Genomic DNA, 14698 nt, shown 5'->3' on the forward strand with positions numbered 1-14698 from the left:
AAGACCGGCCTTTTCCAATCGTCCAAAGAAAAACGCCCTGCCGGATGACAGAGCGTAAATTTCGTAAATTCGAACAGGCAGGCTTTAGCCAGATTAAGCCAGATCCATAGTTTTCAGATAGCGGGCGAGCGCATCCTGCCATGCAGGGAGTGGTTCAAAGCCTTCTGCAGCGATGCGGGAAAGGTCCATGCGGGAGTTGGACGGACGTTTCGCCTTAGCCGGATACTGATCGGAGCCGACTGGAATGACTTTTACGTGACGTCCGGTCTGGGCGAAAATTTCCTTGGCAAAATCGTACCAGGAAATGTAGTCGCCGCTGTTGGCCACATGGTACGTGCCGTATTTGTCGGTCTGAATCATATCCAGGCTCAGACGGGCGAGATCCCATGTGTACGTCGGCAGACCGACCTGATCGTCAACGACGGTAAGGGTGTCGTGGGTTTCGGACAGCTGCATCATTTTCTTGATGAAGTTGATGCCGTTGGCGCCAAATACCCAGGAAATGCGCAGAACGAAGTTTTTCGGGTTCTGGAACACGTAGTCCTCGCCTTCCGATTTGGTCAGGCCATAAACGTTCAGCGGATTTTTTCATCATCCACTTTCCACGGTTCCGCACCCTGGCCGTCAAAGACGTAGTCCGTCGAGAAATACATCAGCGGGATGTCGAGTTCGCGGCACACTTTGGCGATATAGCCGGTTCCGGTCGCGTTGATGGCTTCTACGGTTTCAAACAGTTCGGGTTCTTCGCCCTTGTCCACCTGGGTCCAGGCGGCGCAGTGAATGACGGCGTCGTAATCGCCGCGGGAAATGACTTCTTCAACCTGATTCTGCCTGGTGATGTCCATTTCCGCTACATCGACGCCGACGGCGTCAATGCCGCGCTCCTTGGCCTGCACCATGATGTCGTGTCCGAGCTGGCCTTTTGCGCCGGTAACAAGAATTTTCATTTTCAATCCTCCTCTGTGCTCAAAACGAAAAGAAGCCGGACGGACGAAGCTGTTTCGCCCCTCCGGCTGCGGGTTCATAAGCGTGTATGCCTCAATAGCGAGACGGTTTTACTGGTCGACTCTTCCTTTGTCGACGTACATTTTCTGGAAGTAGTTTTTGTATTCTCCGTTGAGAATGTTTTTCCACCAGTCCTGGTTGTCCAGATACCACTGGAACGTTTTCTGGATGCCGGTATCGAAGTTTTCTTCCGGTACCCAGCCCAGTTCTTTTTCGATTTTTGCAGGATCGATCGCATAGCGGCGGTCGTGACCTTTACGGTCCGCTACGTATGTGATCAGGGATTCCGGCTTGTCGAGTGCCTTGAGGATCGCCTTAACGACTTCGAGGTTGCTCTTTTCGTTGTGGCCGCCGATGTTGTAGACTTCGCCTTCCTTGCCTTTGCGCAGGATCAGGTCGATGGCCTTGCAGTGGTCGAGAACGTACAGCCAGTCGCGCACGTTGGCGCCGTCGCCGTAAACCGGCAGGCTTTCGTTATCGAGCGCGCGGGCGATCATCAGAGGGATGAGCTTTTCCGGGAACTGGTACGGTCCGTAGTTGTTCGAGCAGCGGGAAATCGTTGTCGGCAGGCCGTACGTGCGGTGGTACGCCTGAACGAACAGGTCCGCAGCGGCTTTGGACGAAGAATACGGCGAGCTCGTATGGAGCGGCGTGGATTCCGTGAAGAACAGATCCGGACGATCGAGCGGCAGGTCGCCGTACACTTCATCGGTCGATACCTGATGGAAACGTTTAACGCCGTATTCTTTTGCGGCATCGAGCAGAGTCGTTGTGCCAAGAACGTTGGATTTTACGAAGATTTCCGGATCTTCGATCGAGCGGTCGACGTGGCTTTCGGCGGCGAAGTTCACGACGATATCGGGACGTTCCTTTTCAAACAGATCGAAAATGAAGTCACGATCAGCGATGTCGCCTTTGACAAACTTGTAGTTCGGCTTGTTTTCTACGCTCTTGAGACTTTCCAGATTTCCGGCGTAAGTCAGCGCGTCCAGGTTGATGATTTCATCTTCCGGATACGTATTGACCATGTATTCAACAAAGTTGGAACCGATGAATCCGGCTCCTCCAGTAACGAGAATTTTCATGTATGGCTAGTTTCCTTTCATCATGTCATCGTAAACGAACAGGTTGTTGGCGTCTTCGAGAACCGGCGAAATGCGGTCCTTGTCGCTGAGCACGGGTTCGCGTCCATTAAGAAGCATGCCCCAGTCGACGGCGACGGTCGGGTCGTCATAGCGGATGCTGCCCTCCGATGCCTTGTCGTAGACATTGTCGACTTTATAGCGGAATTCCACATCCGGCGTCAGGGTCAGAAAGCCGTGCGCAAAGCCCTGCGGGATAAAGAACTGGCGATGGTTGTCCGCCGACAGTTCGCAGGAAACCCATTTGCCGAAGGTTGGAGAACCTTTGCGGATATCGACCGCAACGTCGATGACTTTCCCCTTCGTGCAGCTGACGAGCTTAGACTGCGCATACGGCGGGTTCTGCCAGTGCAGACCGCGCAGCGTGCCTTCGGCTGCGGAAAAGGACATGTTGTCCTGAACGAAGTCGACCGTAATGCCGAGCTTTTCGTATTTGGGTTTGGAATAGGTTTCCGTAAAGTAGCCGCGATGATCGCCGAAAACGTCGGTTTCCACGATCAGCACGCCTGGAATTTCCGTTTCAATCACTTTCATGCTTATTTCCTCTTGAATGTCGGCCGGCCTTTTGTCCGGCTTTGGATCTGTTTTTCTTCCGAGCAGACCGCTATTTCTGGTTTTTATCAATGTATTTGCGATCGAGCAGCTTTTTGAGATAGGCGCCGTACTGATTTTTCTTGTAAATCTCGTACGTTTTCTCGAGCTGTTCGCGATCGATCCAGCCCTGCCGGTAGGCGATTTCCTCCAGGCAGGCAATTTTGCGGTGCTGGTGTTCTTCAACGGTTTTCACGAAGTTGGTGGCATCCACCAGAGATTCATGCGTACCGGTGTCGAGCCAGGTGAAGCCGTCGCCAAGCAGGGTGACGTTCAGTTCGCCCTGATCGAGATAAATCTTGTTCAGATCGGTAATTTCCAGCTCGCCGCGGGCGGAAGGCTGAAGATGGGCGGCGTAATCCACGACTTTGTTGTCATAAAAATACAGACCGGTAACCGCATAGTTGGATTTCGGTTCGGCCGGTTTTTCTTCCAGGCTGACGGCTTTGCCGTTTTCGTCAAACTCGACAACGCCAAAGCGTTCCGGATCTTCTACATAATAGCCAAATACCGTAGCGCCTCTGTCTCTGCCGGCAGCTTCCACAAGCCGTTTGGTCAGACCGTGACCATGGAAAATATTATCGCCAAGAATCATGGCGACGGAATCGTTTTCGATAAAATCTTTGCCTAAAATAAATGCCTGCGCCAGTCCATCGGGCGAGGGCTGTACTTTGTACGTCAGCTCCAGACCGAACTGGCTGCCGTCGCCGAGCAGTTCCTCAAAGCGAGGCGTGTCTTCCGGGTAGAAATAATCATGATCTCCCGGATGCCAGCTTCCATCAGAATGGACATTGGATAATAAATCATCGGCTTGTCAAAAACAGGAAGAAGCTGTTTGCTGGTTACTTTGGTTAATGGATAGAGTCTTGTTCCGGATCCGCCGGCAAGAATGATGCCTTTCATCTCTTCAGTTCTCCTTTTCCGTTCAGCTCCATCTTAGCCAAAAAAGAAAAGATGGGAAATGATACGGCGCACGTCCCACAACATACGAAATGTAAGAGCATTCACGGATTTTTAATGGTTTTTCTGGCGATTTTTCTCCCACATTTTTCCCAAATTCTGCTCATTCCGAATCTGTTCAGCTTTAGGCACGGCGCTTTTTTCTCGGAGGATACGCACTTCCGTAAAAAGCCCGGATTGCCGGACCTCCGTGTTCTTCCTTATCTTGATTTTGCCTTTTGCTTAGGAACGGGATGGCGAAGCAGCGCGCCGATCAGCTGGAGGCGCCACTGAATCTGATTTTGCAGAGAACTCGATTTGAGCGAAGACGCGTTGTTTCCATGCCGTCGATAGTCCAGACAGTTTTTCGGGCTGAAAACCACCTTGCCCATGCGATAGGCCTGCAGGCCCAGAAACTGATCGTGCATGGGAATCTTTCCAAAGGGAAGGCTTGCGTCCACGACTTCCTTTCGCACTGCCATGCAGCAGCCGATCATCGAATTGCGAAGCAGATTGTTCCAGAATCCTTCCTTCGAGCCGTGGCTTTGATAAAAGGAAGGTTCAATCACGTGAAGATCAGCATCGCATATCGAGGCATCGTGAAGCATCGCCATGACGTTCTCTTCGCGAAAGCCGTGACGGTATAAGTCGAGCTTGCCCGGTTTCCAGACATCATCCTGATCGCAGAACACGATAATTTCCCGTCTTGCCTGACTGAGCGCAAATTCAAAGTTGCGCACGACGCCAAGACCCGGGCCGCTTAAAATACGGATCCGCAAATCCGGATGGGCTTTGGCAAAGCGTTCCGCGATTTCAAGATCTTCGCTTAAACCGCCATCGCAGCTGATGATCAGCTCATCGCCGACCCATAGCTGATCGGCAATGGAATCGAGCTGCGCGTTCAGCCAGGGTGCGCCTTTATAGGTAGCCAGAACGACCGAAATGGACAGTCTCGAACTCATGCGTCCGCCTTTCCGTCCGCTTTTCGGGCTGCCTTTTTCCGATCCGTTTCATTTTGCGGGCGGTTTCCTTTCGGATCGGTTTCTGCTTCTTTTTCTTCTTTTCTGGAGGATGGATCGATCGGATTGAACGCTCTGGCTTCCTGCTGCGCAGTAGCGGAAGAAGAGGAAGAAGAAAGAATGGATTTGATGTCCATGCCAAGCGTCAGGCGGAATCCGCTGCCCTGATGGGAAAGCAGAAGCGAGCTGAGTTCAAACAGGGAGCGGTGGCTGAGCGCCTGGGCTCTCTGCGCGTAAAACGAGCGGACTTCTTCCATCTTTTCGATCATCTGCAGCTCGGCCTGAAACTGAAGCGTCAGCGAGAGGAGCGCTTCTTTCTGGAGATAGTCCTGCCACGAAGCATGCAGACGGCTTTCGTAGTCGCTGCGGCGAGTGAGACCGAGCGTGTTGCCGGGGTACTGGCGATAGCCCATCAGTTCCTCGTCGAGATAGCCCAGACCGTTCTGAATGGCTGCGATCGCGCAGATCGCCCAGTCATGGGGCAGATTCATATCGACCGGCGTAGACAGGTACTCATCCTTCAGCCGCCTGGTCAGCGCGAGCGTACATCCTGGCGAGACGTTGTAGCCCATCAGATCTTCAAAGGTCAGCCACGAAAACTGGCCGCGCGGCAGCGGACGGCGAATGAGATTATGGTTGCTTCGCCGGCTGCTCGACTTGCCTTCGATTGGACGGTCCTGGGCATCAATCAGCGAAAAGGAAGAAGCGAGCGCCAGCAGTTCCACATGCTTATCAAACATCTTCATCATGTGTTCGACTTTTTCTGGTTTCCAGATGTCATCGTGATCGCTCAGAAAAATATATTCGCCCCGCGTGCGGCTCAGCGCATCACGAAAGGCGCGGACAAAGCCGGTGTTCTCGGTATGGACGTGCAGAAACCAGCGGCCGGCGAGATGGTATGTGGCGATATATTCGCGGATTTTTCGACGGTGTGATCTCTGGAAGCATCATCAACGATGACGACTTCATCAAAAGGCATCGTCTGCAGACGGATCGACTCGAGCTGTTCGATCAGATACACTTCTGCGTTATATGTGGTCATCGCCAGAGACAGGCGAATGGGATTCGATGGGTTCATGAAGCCTCCTTGTACCAGACTGCAGCGCCAGTCTGCGCCGCAAAGGATAAAACAAAATGAAAAGAAGATCGACTGCGGATTTTCCTTTGAAAAATTCGATGCATAGCCGCGGGCCACACTTTGAATTTTTCTGGGGGATGGAAAATCCATTTCTGCCTGCTACAGAAACCGTCTGCGTATGTCTCATGCAGTCACGCCGCGATTTTATCCCGCAAGTACAGCCTGCCGAAAGGTTTATACATCCAGACGGGCAGAATGATCCATATTCCGTATTGTGATCTTTTGCGCGACAGATCGCAAAAAGCCGCCCGCCTGCGCGCATACTCCGCTTACAAACGCCCGGCTTTATTCCAATGGGCCATTCTGAATTCATTTCCTGCTGTGTTTTGTGAGATTCTGCTCGCTTTGCCACAGGATTTCAAAGCTTTTTCAAACGCCGACAGAGACAGATCCGTTTCAAAACCTGACGGGCCGCCTTTCGCATGGCCTCTAACTGATTTTGAGCGGCCTCCGCAATTTCCTTTGCGGTCTGTTCGAGACGGCTGCGGTCGATGTTGATCCCGCATCTGTACTCTTCGATCCAGTCGTGCACATCGCCTTCCAGACTGTTAATGACCGGAAGCCCGCCCTGTAAATAATCGAGCGTCTTCATGGAAAGGCCGGCCTGTACGTCCGGTTTCATAATGTTGATGCCAAACGCGCAGGCATCAAAAATCGACTGTTTCTGCTCTGGATCATAGACGGCTCCGTAATCGATGATTTCACAGTACGGGAAAGCCGCTCGACCATTTCGTCGCGGCGCTGTCCCTGCGCAATCAGATGCAGGCGAACCGCCGTACGTGCATGAAGCGCCTGAAACAGAGTTTCCATCGTATCGAGGTCAATGATGTTGTTGACAAACCCCAGATAGCAGAGATTCAGATGCTCCGTATCTTCAAAAGCAGAATGCGCTGTAAAAGTTTCTTCCGTTCCGGCCGACCAGTACATCACCTGCGCGGGCAGACCGGTCTGCTCCTGAATTTTTTCTGAAACAGAGCGCATTCGCTGGCCAGAAGATCCGCGTCTTTTAAATAGCCGTTTCGCATATGCTTCCAGATCCAGGCCGGCGGCGTTTTGCCAAACCAGGAGCCGACCGGCAGCGATTCAGGCCACAGATCGTTGATATCAAAAATCAGGCAGACGTCCGGATGCTTTCGCTTGTAGCGTCCAATTTCCATCGCCAGCGAATTGGCCGGAATCAGACAATGGATGCGATCCGGCTTCCAGTCTTCCAGCCACGTTTTGGCACGTCTGGCAAATTCCATATGTCCCAGCAGTCTTTGCCACGACAGGTTTTTCTGGTAGGGCCGATGGCGAAGCCTGACGATGCCTTCTTCATCTGACGAGAAGGGCGCCTTGGTTTTGTGCGAAAAATCCGGCGTAAGAATAACGGTCTCTTCGCCATGCTTCTGATACTGTCTGGCGAGAAGTCTGGCTCTTGGCAGGTACGTGTCGCTGATGCAGATCAGCGCGGTCTTGTTTGTCTTCATGAAACCTCCCGCTATCTGGATTTGAACATGAAGATCCCGACCAGCAGACTCAGCAGAAAGAACAGCAGGATCCAGCAGAAATATTTGAGCTTCGCAGCAGCTGTGCGCGATGTAATATCCAATTTCATAACATCCTCATTATATCGGGTTCAGTCCTTCCCTGCTCATTTCCTCTTTTTCCCCTGTTTCCAGTCCTGCGGAAACAGAGCGGCAGGAGCGCGGAAAGGCAGAAGGGCCTCACGTCCAGGCGAACCGTTTTGCCGGTTCAGACAAAAGGCGAAAAGCTTCGATTTGCTTTTCGCCTGAACAAAATTCAAAGGAAAGGTTTGGCTATCCGCCGTAGATCGGATTGCCCCATTCGTCATAGCCGATGAACGGACTCGCCGAAGGATCGATGGGATTGCCCCAGGCATCGTACTGCACATTCGGATCGGTATAGCCGTAATCCTGCGCCGGCTGCTGATACGGATCGTAGCCAGGATCGACATAATCCTGACCATAGCCGTACGGATCGGTAACGAGCGGTTCGTTGTAGGCATTATCCTGTTCCGTCTGGGTCTGATCCTGTGTGAGATCGACCGACGGGGTAATGGCTTCGGGAGAAATTTCGATCGTTTCGCCTGCACGCACATCCGCGATAAGCGATTTCGCGTATTCCACCATGGACGGAACGGCGATGGAAGCGCTCGCCGTCGTATTGAGCGTCGCGCAGTATTCAAAAGACGATTCGCCCGCAATGGCATAGTTCTGAATGTTCCAGTCCGGACGTCTGGCAATTTCCAGCGTCACGAGGGATTTCAACTCCCGGGCGCTCATGTTCGTATCGATCGCCGTCGATACTGCTTTGGCCACCTTCGGGTAGTTGATGAACATCGATGGAGACATGCATTTGCGAATCAGCGCCTTCATGACCATCGCCTGATTTTTGACACGCTGGTTGTCGCCGTCGACATACGCATGACGTTCCCGGGCAAAGGCAAGCGCACGGTCGCCGTCGAGATGATTGACGCCCGCATGCACGCCTTCTTCTCCGTTGGCGTAAAAGCGTTCCACTTCCTGTCCTTCCGGTACATCAATATCCACGCCGCCGACCGCATCGATCAGATTGATCAGCGACGAGAAGTTCACACGTACATAGTAATTGATCGGCACGCCCAGGAAATCTTCAATCGTGCTTTCCGTCGTGCCCACGCCGTAAATGCCGGTATGGGTCAGCTTATCGGTCGAGCCGTCCACCGCTTCGCAGGCACGGGAATTCTTTTCGCAGGATACCGTCACATACGTGTCACGCGGAATGGAGATCATCAAAATCTGTGCGGTTCGCGGATTCACCGTCACTAACATGTTTACATCCGAACGGGAAACCGTATCGATCGTTCCGTAACTGTCGTTTCCGGAAATCAGGACCGTAAAGGGATCACTCATGATGTTGGCAACCGGATCGGACGGCGTGATAGACGACGCGTCGCGATCGGTATAGTAAATGTATTCGTCCGTGATGTTGGCAAACGTATTCAGCGCGCTGTACTGGTTTTCGTCATTAGCGGCCTCGTACAGCTCTTCATGATTGTTTTCCGGGAAGGCGATCGTGGTCACTTCATGATCGAAGAGCGCGTCGACCAGCGAGTAGATCGAATCGTACTGCACGGGGGTAAAGGAAGCGCCCTGTTTGCGCAGGCTTTCTAACGCGTCCTGCGTATGGGAATCGAGACCGTCTACATAGCCTACCGTACCGTCCTTAAGCTGATCGGGTTCCGTAATATGGTTGCCTTTGAGCGTATAAAAGGAAATGACGTTGGCTTTGCGATCCGTCAGCGAGGAAATTTCCGTAAACATATCTTCGGTCGCCCGCGCATAGACGCCACCCACGCCGCAGCCGACGCCAAGTACGATCACAAGAATAGCCATGATCGTCCTGGATACCGGCCGCCGTGTCTTGCCCAGCCAGATCCACACAAAAAGCAGAAGAAGCAGACTGAGAACGGCCACGAAAATGAAGAGATACATCAGCGGCAAAATGTCGAGACGGAAGAGCTCAAAATGAAATAGCCGCCGGCACATAAGGCAGCCAGGCTGATCAGCCAGGCCAGAATGCCGGGACGGCGATTGCGTTTTTCTTTTTCCGGACGGAACTGGGAACAGTCGGTGCCTTGCGGCGGCTGGCTTTCGAAGAGACGTTTACGTACTCGTAATCGTCATCGTACCAGTCTTCTGCTCCAGAAGAACGCCGGCCCTGGGGGTTCGATCTTCTGGTGCTTTTCGGTGCGGAATTACGGTAAGTACGCCGATTCTCCGGCCTTGATTGTCGTGGTGAAGACATAGTAAACCTCCAGAATTTTCGAACTCATCATAAAGAGAGGCGGCACCAAATGCAACAAAGGCAAGAATCCGCCCTTTTTCTGTCCATTTTCCGATCCATTGTCAGAAAGTGGAACAGATAGCTCGTCTATACTCTTTATTAAAACACTTTGTTGTTAATTTATCTGCTTTTTCGTTCAAAGCTCTCTTTCTGGACCGAGATTGAGGGGTTTGGATTTCACAAAATTGAACATAATTTTTTCGTCCGGCTGTCTGGCTGCATGCCCATTTTCCATCAAAAAAGCGAAAGGATTGTTCGGTCCTTTCGCTCTGTAATTTTCAAAATTAAATCGTTTCCAAATCTTTTATGGAATTAGCGATTCTGGAAGAAGAAATCCGGGATGTTTTCATCCTCGGACGCTTTGACTTCCGCGCTTACCGAAGCACGGCCAGCCGTTACCTGCGGCTGTGTGTACAGGAAGAAACCTTAGCGGCAGGTTCTGCCTTTTGGTTCCGCCCTTTACTGCGGCCTTGCGCGCTGCCGGTGCGTCGTCGTCTTCAAAGCCCGTTGCAATAACGGTAACGATGATCGCGTCGCCGAGCTGTTCGTTAATAGCGATACCGAAAATGGTGTCGATGTCGCCGCCGGCTGCATCCTGAATCACCGCAACCGCGTTCTGTGCATCATACAGGGAAACCTTGTCGCCGCCGGTGATGTTGATGATCGCCGATTTTGCGCCGGTAATATCCGATTCGAGCAGCGGGGACTGGATGGCTTTTTCTGCAGCGTTGAGCGCTTTGTCTTCGCCGTCTGCCATACCAATACCGATCAGAGCACGACCCTGGTTGGCCATTACGGAACGAACGTCCGCAAAGTCAAGGTTCACGAGGGCAGGTACCGCAATCAGATCCGAAATGGTCTGAACGCCCTGACGAAGTACGTTGTCTGCAGCCTGGAAGGCTTCTTCGATCGGCTTGCGGCCGATGACTTCAAGCAGATTGTCGTTGGAAACAACGATCAGGGAATCGACATATTTTTCAGTTCCTCAATGCCCTGTTCCGCATTGTTGGAACGGCGTTTGCCTTCAAATGTAAACGGACGGGTAACGACCGCGATCGTCAGCGCGCCTTCTTCTTTCGCCAGCTTGGCTACGAGCGGTGCAGCACCGGTTCCGGTTCCGCCGCCCATTCCAGCGGTAATGAAAACCATGTCCGCGCCCTTAATGGCTTCGCGGATTTCGGATTCAGTTTCTTCTGCAGCTTTACGGCCGACTTCCGGGTTGCCTCCGGCACCAAGTCCCTTGGTCGAATCGTTGCCCAGTACGATTTTCTTTTCTACCGGGGAACTTTTCATAACCTGAACGTCCGTGTTGGCGATGTAGAAATCTACGCCCTGCAGTCCGTCCATAACCATGCGATTGACCGCATTGCTTCCGCCGCCGCCAACGCCAATGACTTTAATATTCGCTCTCTGATTCAGTTCTGGCATGTGAATACTCTCCTTTATTCCTTGTTTCGATGGTTCGATAATCCTATGTCCATAAAGACTTCAGACAAGCGCGATATGCGCCTGTATGGCCGCATTTTACGCTCATTTGTCCTGATATCCTATCGTACAGGTTTTCTGTCGGATATTTCCGTTTTTGGTTTTCTGTTTTCCAATCTTGCGTCAAATCCGAATCGTATGATTCGTTTTTCCGGCAAGGGTGAAGCCGCTAGTTTTTCGACGTAAGTATTACGCGCTTGAGCTTACGGGTAAATCCGCCTTCTTCATCTTTGACATAGCGGGTAATGGACTCGATGCTTTCTTCCAGTTCGTTGTTATTGACGGAAATTTTGTCGCGGCCCTGAATTTCATTGCCGTCTTCCCAGACGTACGCCATGCCCAGCGGCACGACAAAGCATCCGCTGCGGGCACCGATGCTCGAAACGGAATAAACGTCCGCAGACGCATTGAAATCCTTGAGCAGATCGCGCAGAACCGGAATGTTCGAGCCCTGACCGGTAATCAGATAGCGGGCTTTGGTCTGGCTTACAATCGCCTGACAGGCGGCATTGATTTCCGCGATCCAGCTGCGCATGCGGGGCAGAACGGCATCGGCCAGTTCTTTTCGAGTGATTTCCACACGGCGATTTTCCTGCTGTTCAATGTAGATCACACGGTCCTCATCGTCTTCCTTCGGAACGCTGAAGAGGTTTTCGAGCAGACGCCATGCGGCGCTGTCGGAAAGCTGATAGCGATCCTGAAGCTTTTCAATGAAGGACTGGTATCCCTGATCAATCACAGCACAGAAGGCGATTTTGTTCTGATTGAGCAGGGCCAGCGCGGTATGATCGGCCTCCAGGCTGATCAGAATGACCGGCGCGTCCGCGGACTGCAGAAGCGATCCGGTTTCCTTTGCGGCTGCGTACAGATCGACCGCAATGTCCATGACCTGAATGCCGGCATCTTCCACTGCCTTGACATAGGAGAACACCAGTTCCCGGTTTCCATACAGCAGATCGACGTCCATATCGAATTCCGCCGCATCGCAGCCAAACGGCATCTCATCAAGATGGGTGGCCCCGATGAAATACTGAATCCGGTTGACGTTGATCAGCACTTCGTCGTCAAAGCTTGCGGCATGCATCGCCGTCTTCAGCCCCTGCTGAAGATGGAAGCGGCGAACGGTATGCGTACCGTCGTCGATATCGATGTGCACTTTGGTATTGACGTTTTTGACGCCGCGGCTGGGAACCGCGAGCAGAACGCGTTCGATGCGGTAGCCAAGCGCATTTTCTGCCTGACTGAGGGCCTGTTTCACGGCGTTGGTTACTTCTTTTCATCGGTAATCTTTCCGTTGGAGATACCGGAGTGTGCGCAGCGCTCCACGCGTAAAACATTGCTTCGGTTATTAAAGATTTCCACGACTGCAAGCCGTACTTCCCGGTCGGCAATTTCGATGGAAGCGTAGACACTTTTTTCGCCATAAGATCTCCTTCACTCTGTTTTATATTATATGCTCAAGCATTTGGAAATTCATTTGTATTCCCTGCCCGCAAACCAGAAATCGCTTTATTTCAGACAGGACGCTCTTCTTTGGGAAGACGCGACCTTCAGTATAACATTTTGCCCGAATGTCTTTGAATTTTTCCTTTTTCACCGGCATTTTCTTTTCCGCACGCCGGTGCTTTTGGCGGTGCGCCAGGTTCAGTCCGATGGAAACGGCACCGATTTCAGACGGGCTGCCGGTTCCTTTTTCATTCTGTTTCTTTTCTGGCGAGGCAGTGACTCGTTTGCCCGCCCGGCTGTTCTCATTTCAGATCCCTCTTTGATCCGGAAAAGATGGAAAACGCGAACGGTTTTGCAGGGATTTTATCTTTTCCGGACAGGTGGGTCTTTCTGCTAATTTTCGGATTATCTTTTCATTTTCCAGAACTTCAAAAGGCAGAAGGAAAGCGGAACCCCTTTTCTTCTGCCTTTTGTTTCCAATTCCTGTACTGCTCAATTCTTCAGACGCGTCTGGAAGTACGCATTTCCTGTCGAACTCAGTTTTGTGCGCTCTGTGCCATTTCCTTATAAATGAGGACGGCGTTTTCCGTGTCGGTAATGACCCCGTCAGCACCCCATGAGAGATAGCGGTGAATGGCATCGGGATCATCGACGGTCCAGAGCCAGACTTCCTTGCCTGCCGCATGGATCTGCTCGATCCGCTTTTGCGAAATGAGCTTTTCATCGAGCGCAAGCGAATCCAGCCAGTCGCAGCCTAGCGCCGGATCGATTTCCGTATATTTATTGACGAGCAGCTGAACAAACATGTTCGGCAGCTTTTCGTGGATGGCTTCGAGAATGCCGGTATAAAAGGACTGCACCTGCATCGTGTAAGCGTACTGGGGATACGCTTCGACGACATCCAGAAACGGCTGAGGATCGTTTCGATCGTCCTTGAATTCAATCAGGTAAATGAGCTGATCGCGATAGCGGCCGATTACTTCCGACAGGCGGTGCAGCTTTTCTCCGTTATGCAAAATGATCTGGTCGAGTTCTTCGCTCGTATGTTCGGTAATGTTCCAGTCCAGACCCGCCGGTCCTTTCAGCGAATCGTCGTGGCAGACATACAGCACACCGTCCGAACTGGTGCGTACATCCAGCTCGACCTGGGGGCAGCCGGAAAGCAGCGCCAGATCGAACGAAGCGAACGTATTGTCCAGATTGTCTTCGACAAAGCCGCGGTGCGCGAAGACGGGAATGCGCTGCAGATTGCGGCTCGTCTGGTTCATCAGACGGCTGCGGACCATTTCATCGATCTGCTCGGAAGAAAGCGAGGCGGAGCCGATCTGCGGTCCGGCCACGAGCGGATAAATTTTATACGCCCCAAAGGAGGCCGCCGCAAACGCCAGCAGGCCGATCAGCGTACGTCGCATAAAATGGTGCTTCTTCACAGGTTTTCCTGCGGACGTTCGCGCCGCCTGCTTCCCGGCTTTTCGCGCACTCGTCCGATTTGACGCTGAAGAAGCGGCAGAGTGAGCGCTCTGATCGGCGCGACTGGCCGGCTCTTTTTCAAAGCCGTTTTCTTCATCGTCTGTTCTGTGTTTTTCGGGTCCGTCGGCCGGTTTTGTCCGGTGTTCTGGAAAGAGAGGCCAGCGAATCGGCAGCGCTTGAGGAAAACAGCCTGTCGTTTCGTTCTTTTTCTTCCGGACTTTCCCATTGCCAGTCCTTCTCTTCGAGTCGGGAAGAAGCAGACGGATTTGGGTTTGTATCGTTATGGTTTGTATTCATGTCTCTCCTGTTTCCAGTTCTGGCCTTTTCATTTATAGCGGATGCTAAGAGCGTTCCGACCGTTGAAACCAGAAGCCGCATTGGGCAATCGGATCCTGTGCGCTTTCAAAAACGCCGCGAAATGGGCGGCACACAATACGGTATTGTAAAAGAAATCTTTCAGCTTTCAATTTTCTAAGCGGCGCAGCTTTTCCAAATTGCGCCGTATTTTTCTTTGGGCTCGTCCTGTAAAAAGGAAAAGGTTTTCATATCGTGCCGCGTCTAGTGCGTCAGCGTTGACAAAGCGCTGGCGTGCCCATCAATTTGGCTGAATTTAGTATGGCGTATTCGACCGGGAA

The 14698-nt window shown here is 52.2% G+C and carries 14 protein-coding genes and 2 pseudogenes; 1 reads left to right on the forward strand and 15 read right to left on the reverse strand.

Annotated features, from left to right (window positions below; translation table 11 throughout):
- Positions 1 to 93: 93 nt before the first annotated feature.
- The 15 genes and pseudogenes from KWG61_RS16535 to KWG61_RS13825 form a co-directional block, all read right to left on the reverse strand.
- Positions 94 to 537 (reverse strand): sugar nucleotide-binding protein, encoded by a 444-nt coding sequence (locus KWG61_RS16535; RefSeq protein ID WP_256460700.1) that lies wholly within the window; start codon positions 535 to 537, stop codon positions 94 to 96.
- A gap of 38 nt (positions 538 to 575) precedes the next feature.
- Entirely contained in the window at positions 576 to 947 is a 372-nt protein-coding gene (locus KWG61_RS16540; RefSeq protein ID WP_256460701.1) for a sugar nucleotide-binding protein, read from the reverse strand.
- A 108-nt stretch (positions 948 to 1055) separates the two neighbouring features.
- Positions 1056 to 2090, reverse strand: coding sequence for a dTDP-glucose 4,6-dehydratase (gene rfbB, locus KWG61_RS13765; RefSeq protein WP_230267642.1), 1035 nt, complete (start codon positions 2088 to 2090; stop codon positions 1056 to 1058).
- A gap of 6 nt (positions 2091 to 2096) precedes the next feature.
- Entirely contained in the window at positions 2097 to 2681 is a 585-nt protein-coding gene (gene rfbC / locus KWG61_RS13770) for a dTDP-4-dehydrorhamnose 3,5-epimerase (protein ID WP_230267641.1), read from the reverse strand.
- Positions 2682 to 2751: 70 nt separating this feature from the next.
- Positions 2752 to 3641, reverse strand: a pseudogene (rfbA, locus tag KWG61_RS13775) (glucose-1-phosphate thymidylyltransferase RfbA).
- A gap of 257 nt (positions 3642 to 3898) precedes the next feature.
- Complete coding sequence (locus KWG61_RS13780) at positions 3899 to 4639, reverse strand: glycosyltransferase (protein ID WP_230267639.1); 741 nt, start codon at positions 4637 to 4639, stop codon at positions 3899 to 3901.
- Complete coding sequence (locus KWG61_RS13785) at positions 4636 to 5616, reverse strand: glycosyltransferase (RefSeq protein ID WP_367614400.1); 981 nt, start codon at positions 5614 to 5616, stop codon at positions 4636 to 4638. Before KWG61_RS13785 ends, KWG61_RS13780 begins: the two co-directional genes overlap by 4 nt.
- Positions 5517 to 5774 (reverse strand): glycosyltransferase, encoded by a 258-nt coding sequence (locus tag KWG61_RS13790; protein ID WP_242744316.1) that lies wholly within the window; start codon positions 5772 to 5774, stop codon positions 5517 to 5519. The genes KWG61_RS13785 and KWG61_RS13790 overlap by 100 nt, the downstream gene beginning before the upstream one ends.
- A gap of 418 nt (positions 5775 to 6192) precedes the next feature.
- Positions 6193 to 6456, reverse strand: coding sequence for a hypothetical protein (locus KWG61_RS13795; RefSeq protein WP_242744317.1), 264 nt, complete (start codon positions 6454 to 6456; stop codon positions 6193 to 6195).
- A complete protein-coding gene (locus KWG61_RS13800) occupies positions 6453 to 6764 on the reverse strand; it encodes a hypothetical protein (protein ID WP_242744318.1) in 312 nt (103 codons plus the stop codon). The genes KWG61_RS13795 and KWG61_RS13800 overlap by 4 nt, the downstream gene beginning before the upstream one ends.
- Positions 6761 to 7303 (reverse strand): glycosyltransferase, encoded by a 543-nt coding sequence (locus KWG61_RS13805; protein WP_242744319.1) that lies wholly within the window; start codon positions 7301 to 7303, stop codon positions 6761 to 6763. The genes KWG61_RS13800 and KWG61_RS13805 overlap by 4 nt, the downstream gene beginning before the upstream one ends.
- Before the next feature lie 330 nt (positions 7304 to 7633).
- Entirely contained in the window at positions 7634 to 9310 is a 1677-nt protein-coding gene (locus KWG61_RS13810) for an LCP family protein (RefSeq protein ID WP_242744320.1), read from the reverse strand.
- A gap of 698 nt (positions 9311 to 10008) precedes the next feature.
- Positions 10009 to 11090 (reverse strand): annotated as a pseudogene (ftsZ, locus tag KWG61_RS13815) (cell division protein FtsZ).
- A gap of 226 nt (positions 11091 to 11316) precedes the next feature.
- Positions 11317 to 12405: a hypothetical protein gene (locus KWG61_RS13820; RefSeq protein WP_242744321.1), complete on the reverse strand. Its 1089-nt coding sequence runs from the start codon at positions 12403 to 12405 to the stop codon at positions 11317 to 11319.
- Between the two features lie 724 nt (positions 12406 to 13129).
- Entirely contained in the window at positions 13130 to 14005 is an 876-nt protein-coding gene (locus KWG61_RS13825) for a glycerophosphodiester phosphodiesterase (protein ID WP_242744322.1), read from the reverse strand.
- 77 nt (positions 14006 to 14082) lie between these two features.
- On the opposite strand from KWG61_RS13825, the gene KWG61_RS13830 reads away from it, so the two are divergent.
- On the forward strand, positions 14083 to 14538 hold the full coding sequence (locus tag KWG61_RS13830; RefSeq protein WP_242744323.1) for a hypothetical protein: 456 nt from the start codon (positions 14083 to 14085) through the stop codon (positions 14536 to 14538).
- The last annotated feature ends 160 nt before the right edge of the window (positions 14539 to 14698 follow it).

The sequence above is a fragment of the Allobaculum sp. Allo2 genome (assembly GCF_022701175.1).
GTDB lineage: Bacteria > Bacillota_I > Bacilli_A > Erysipelotrichales > Erysipelotrichaceae > Allobaculum > Allobaculum fili.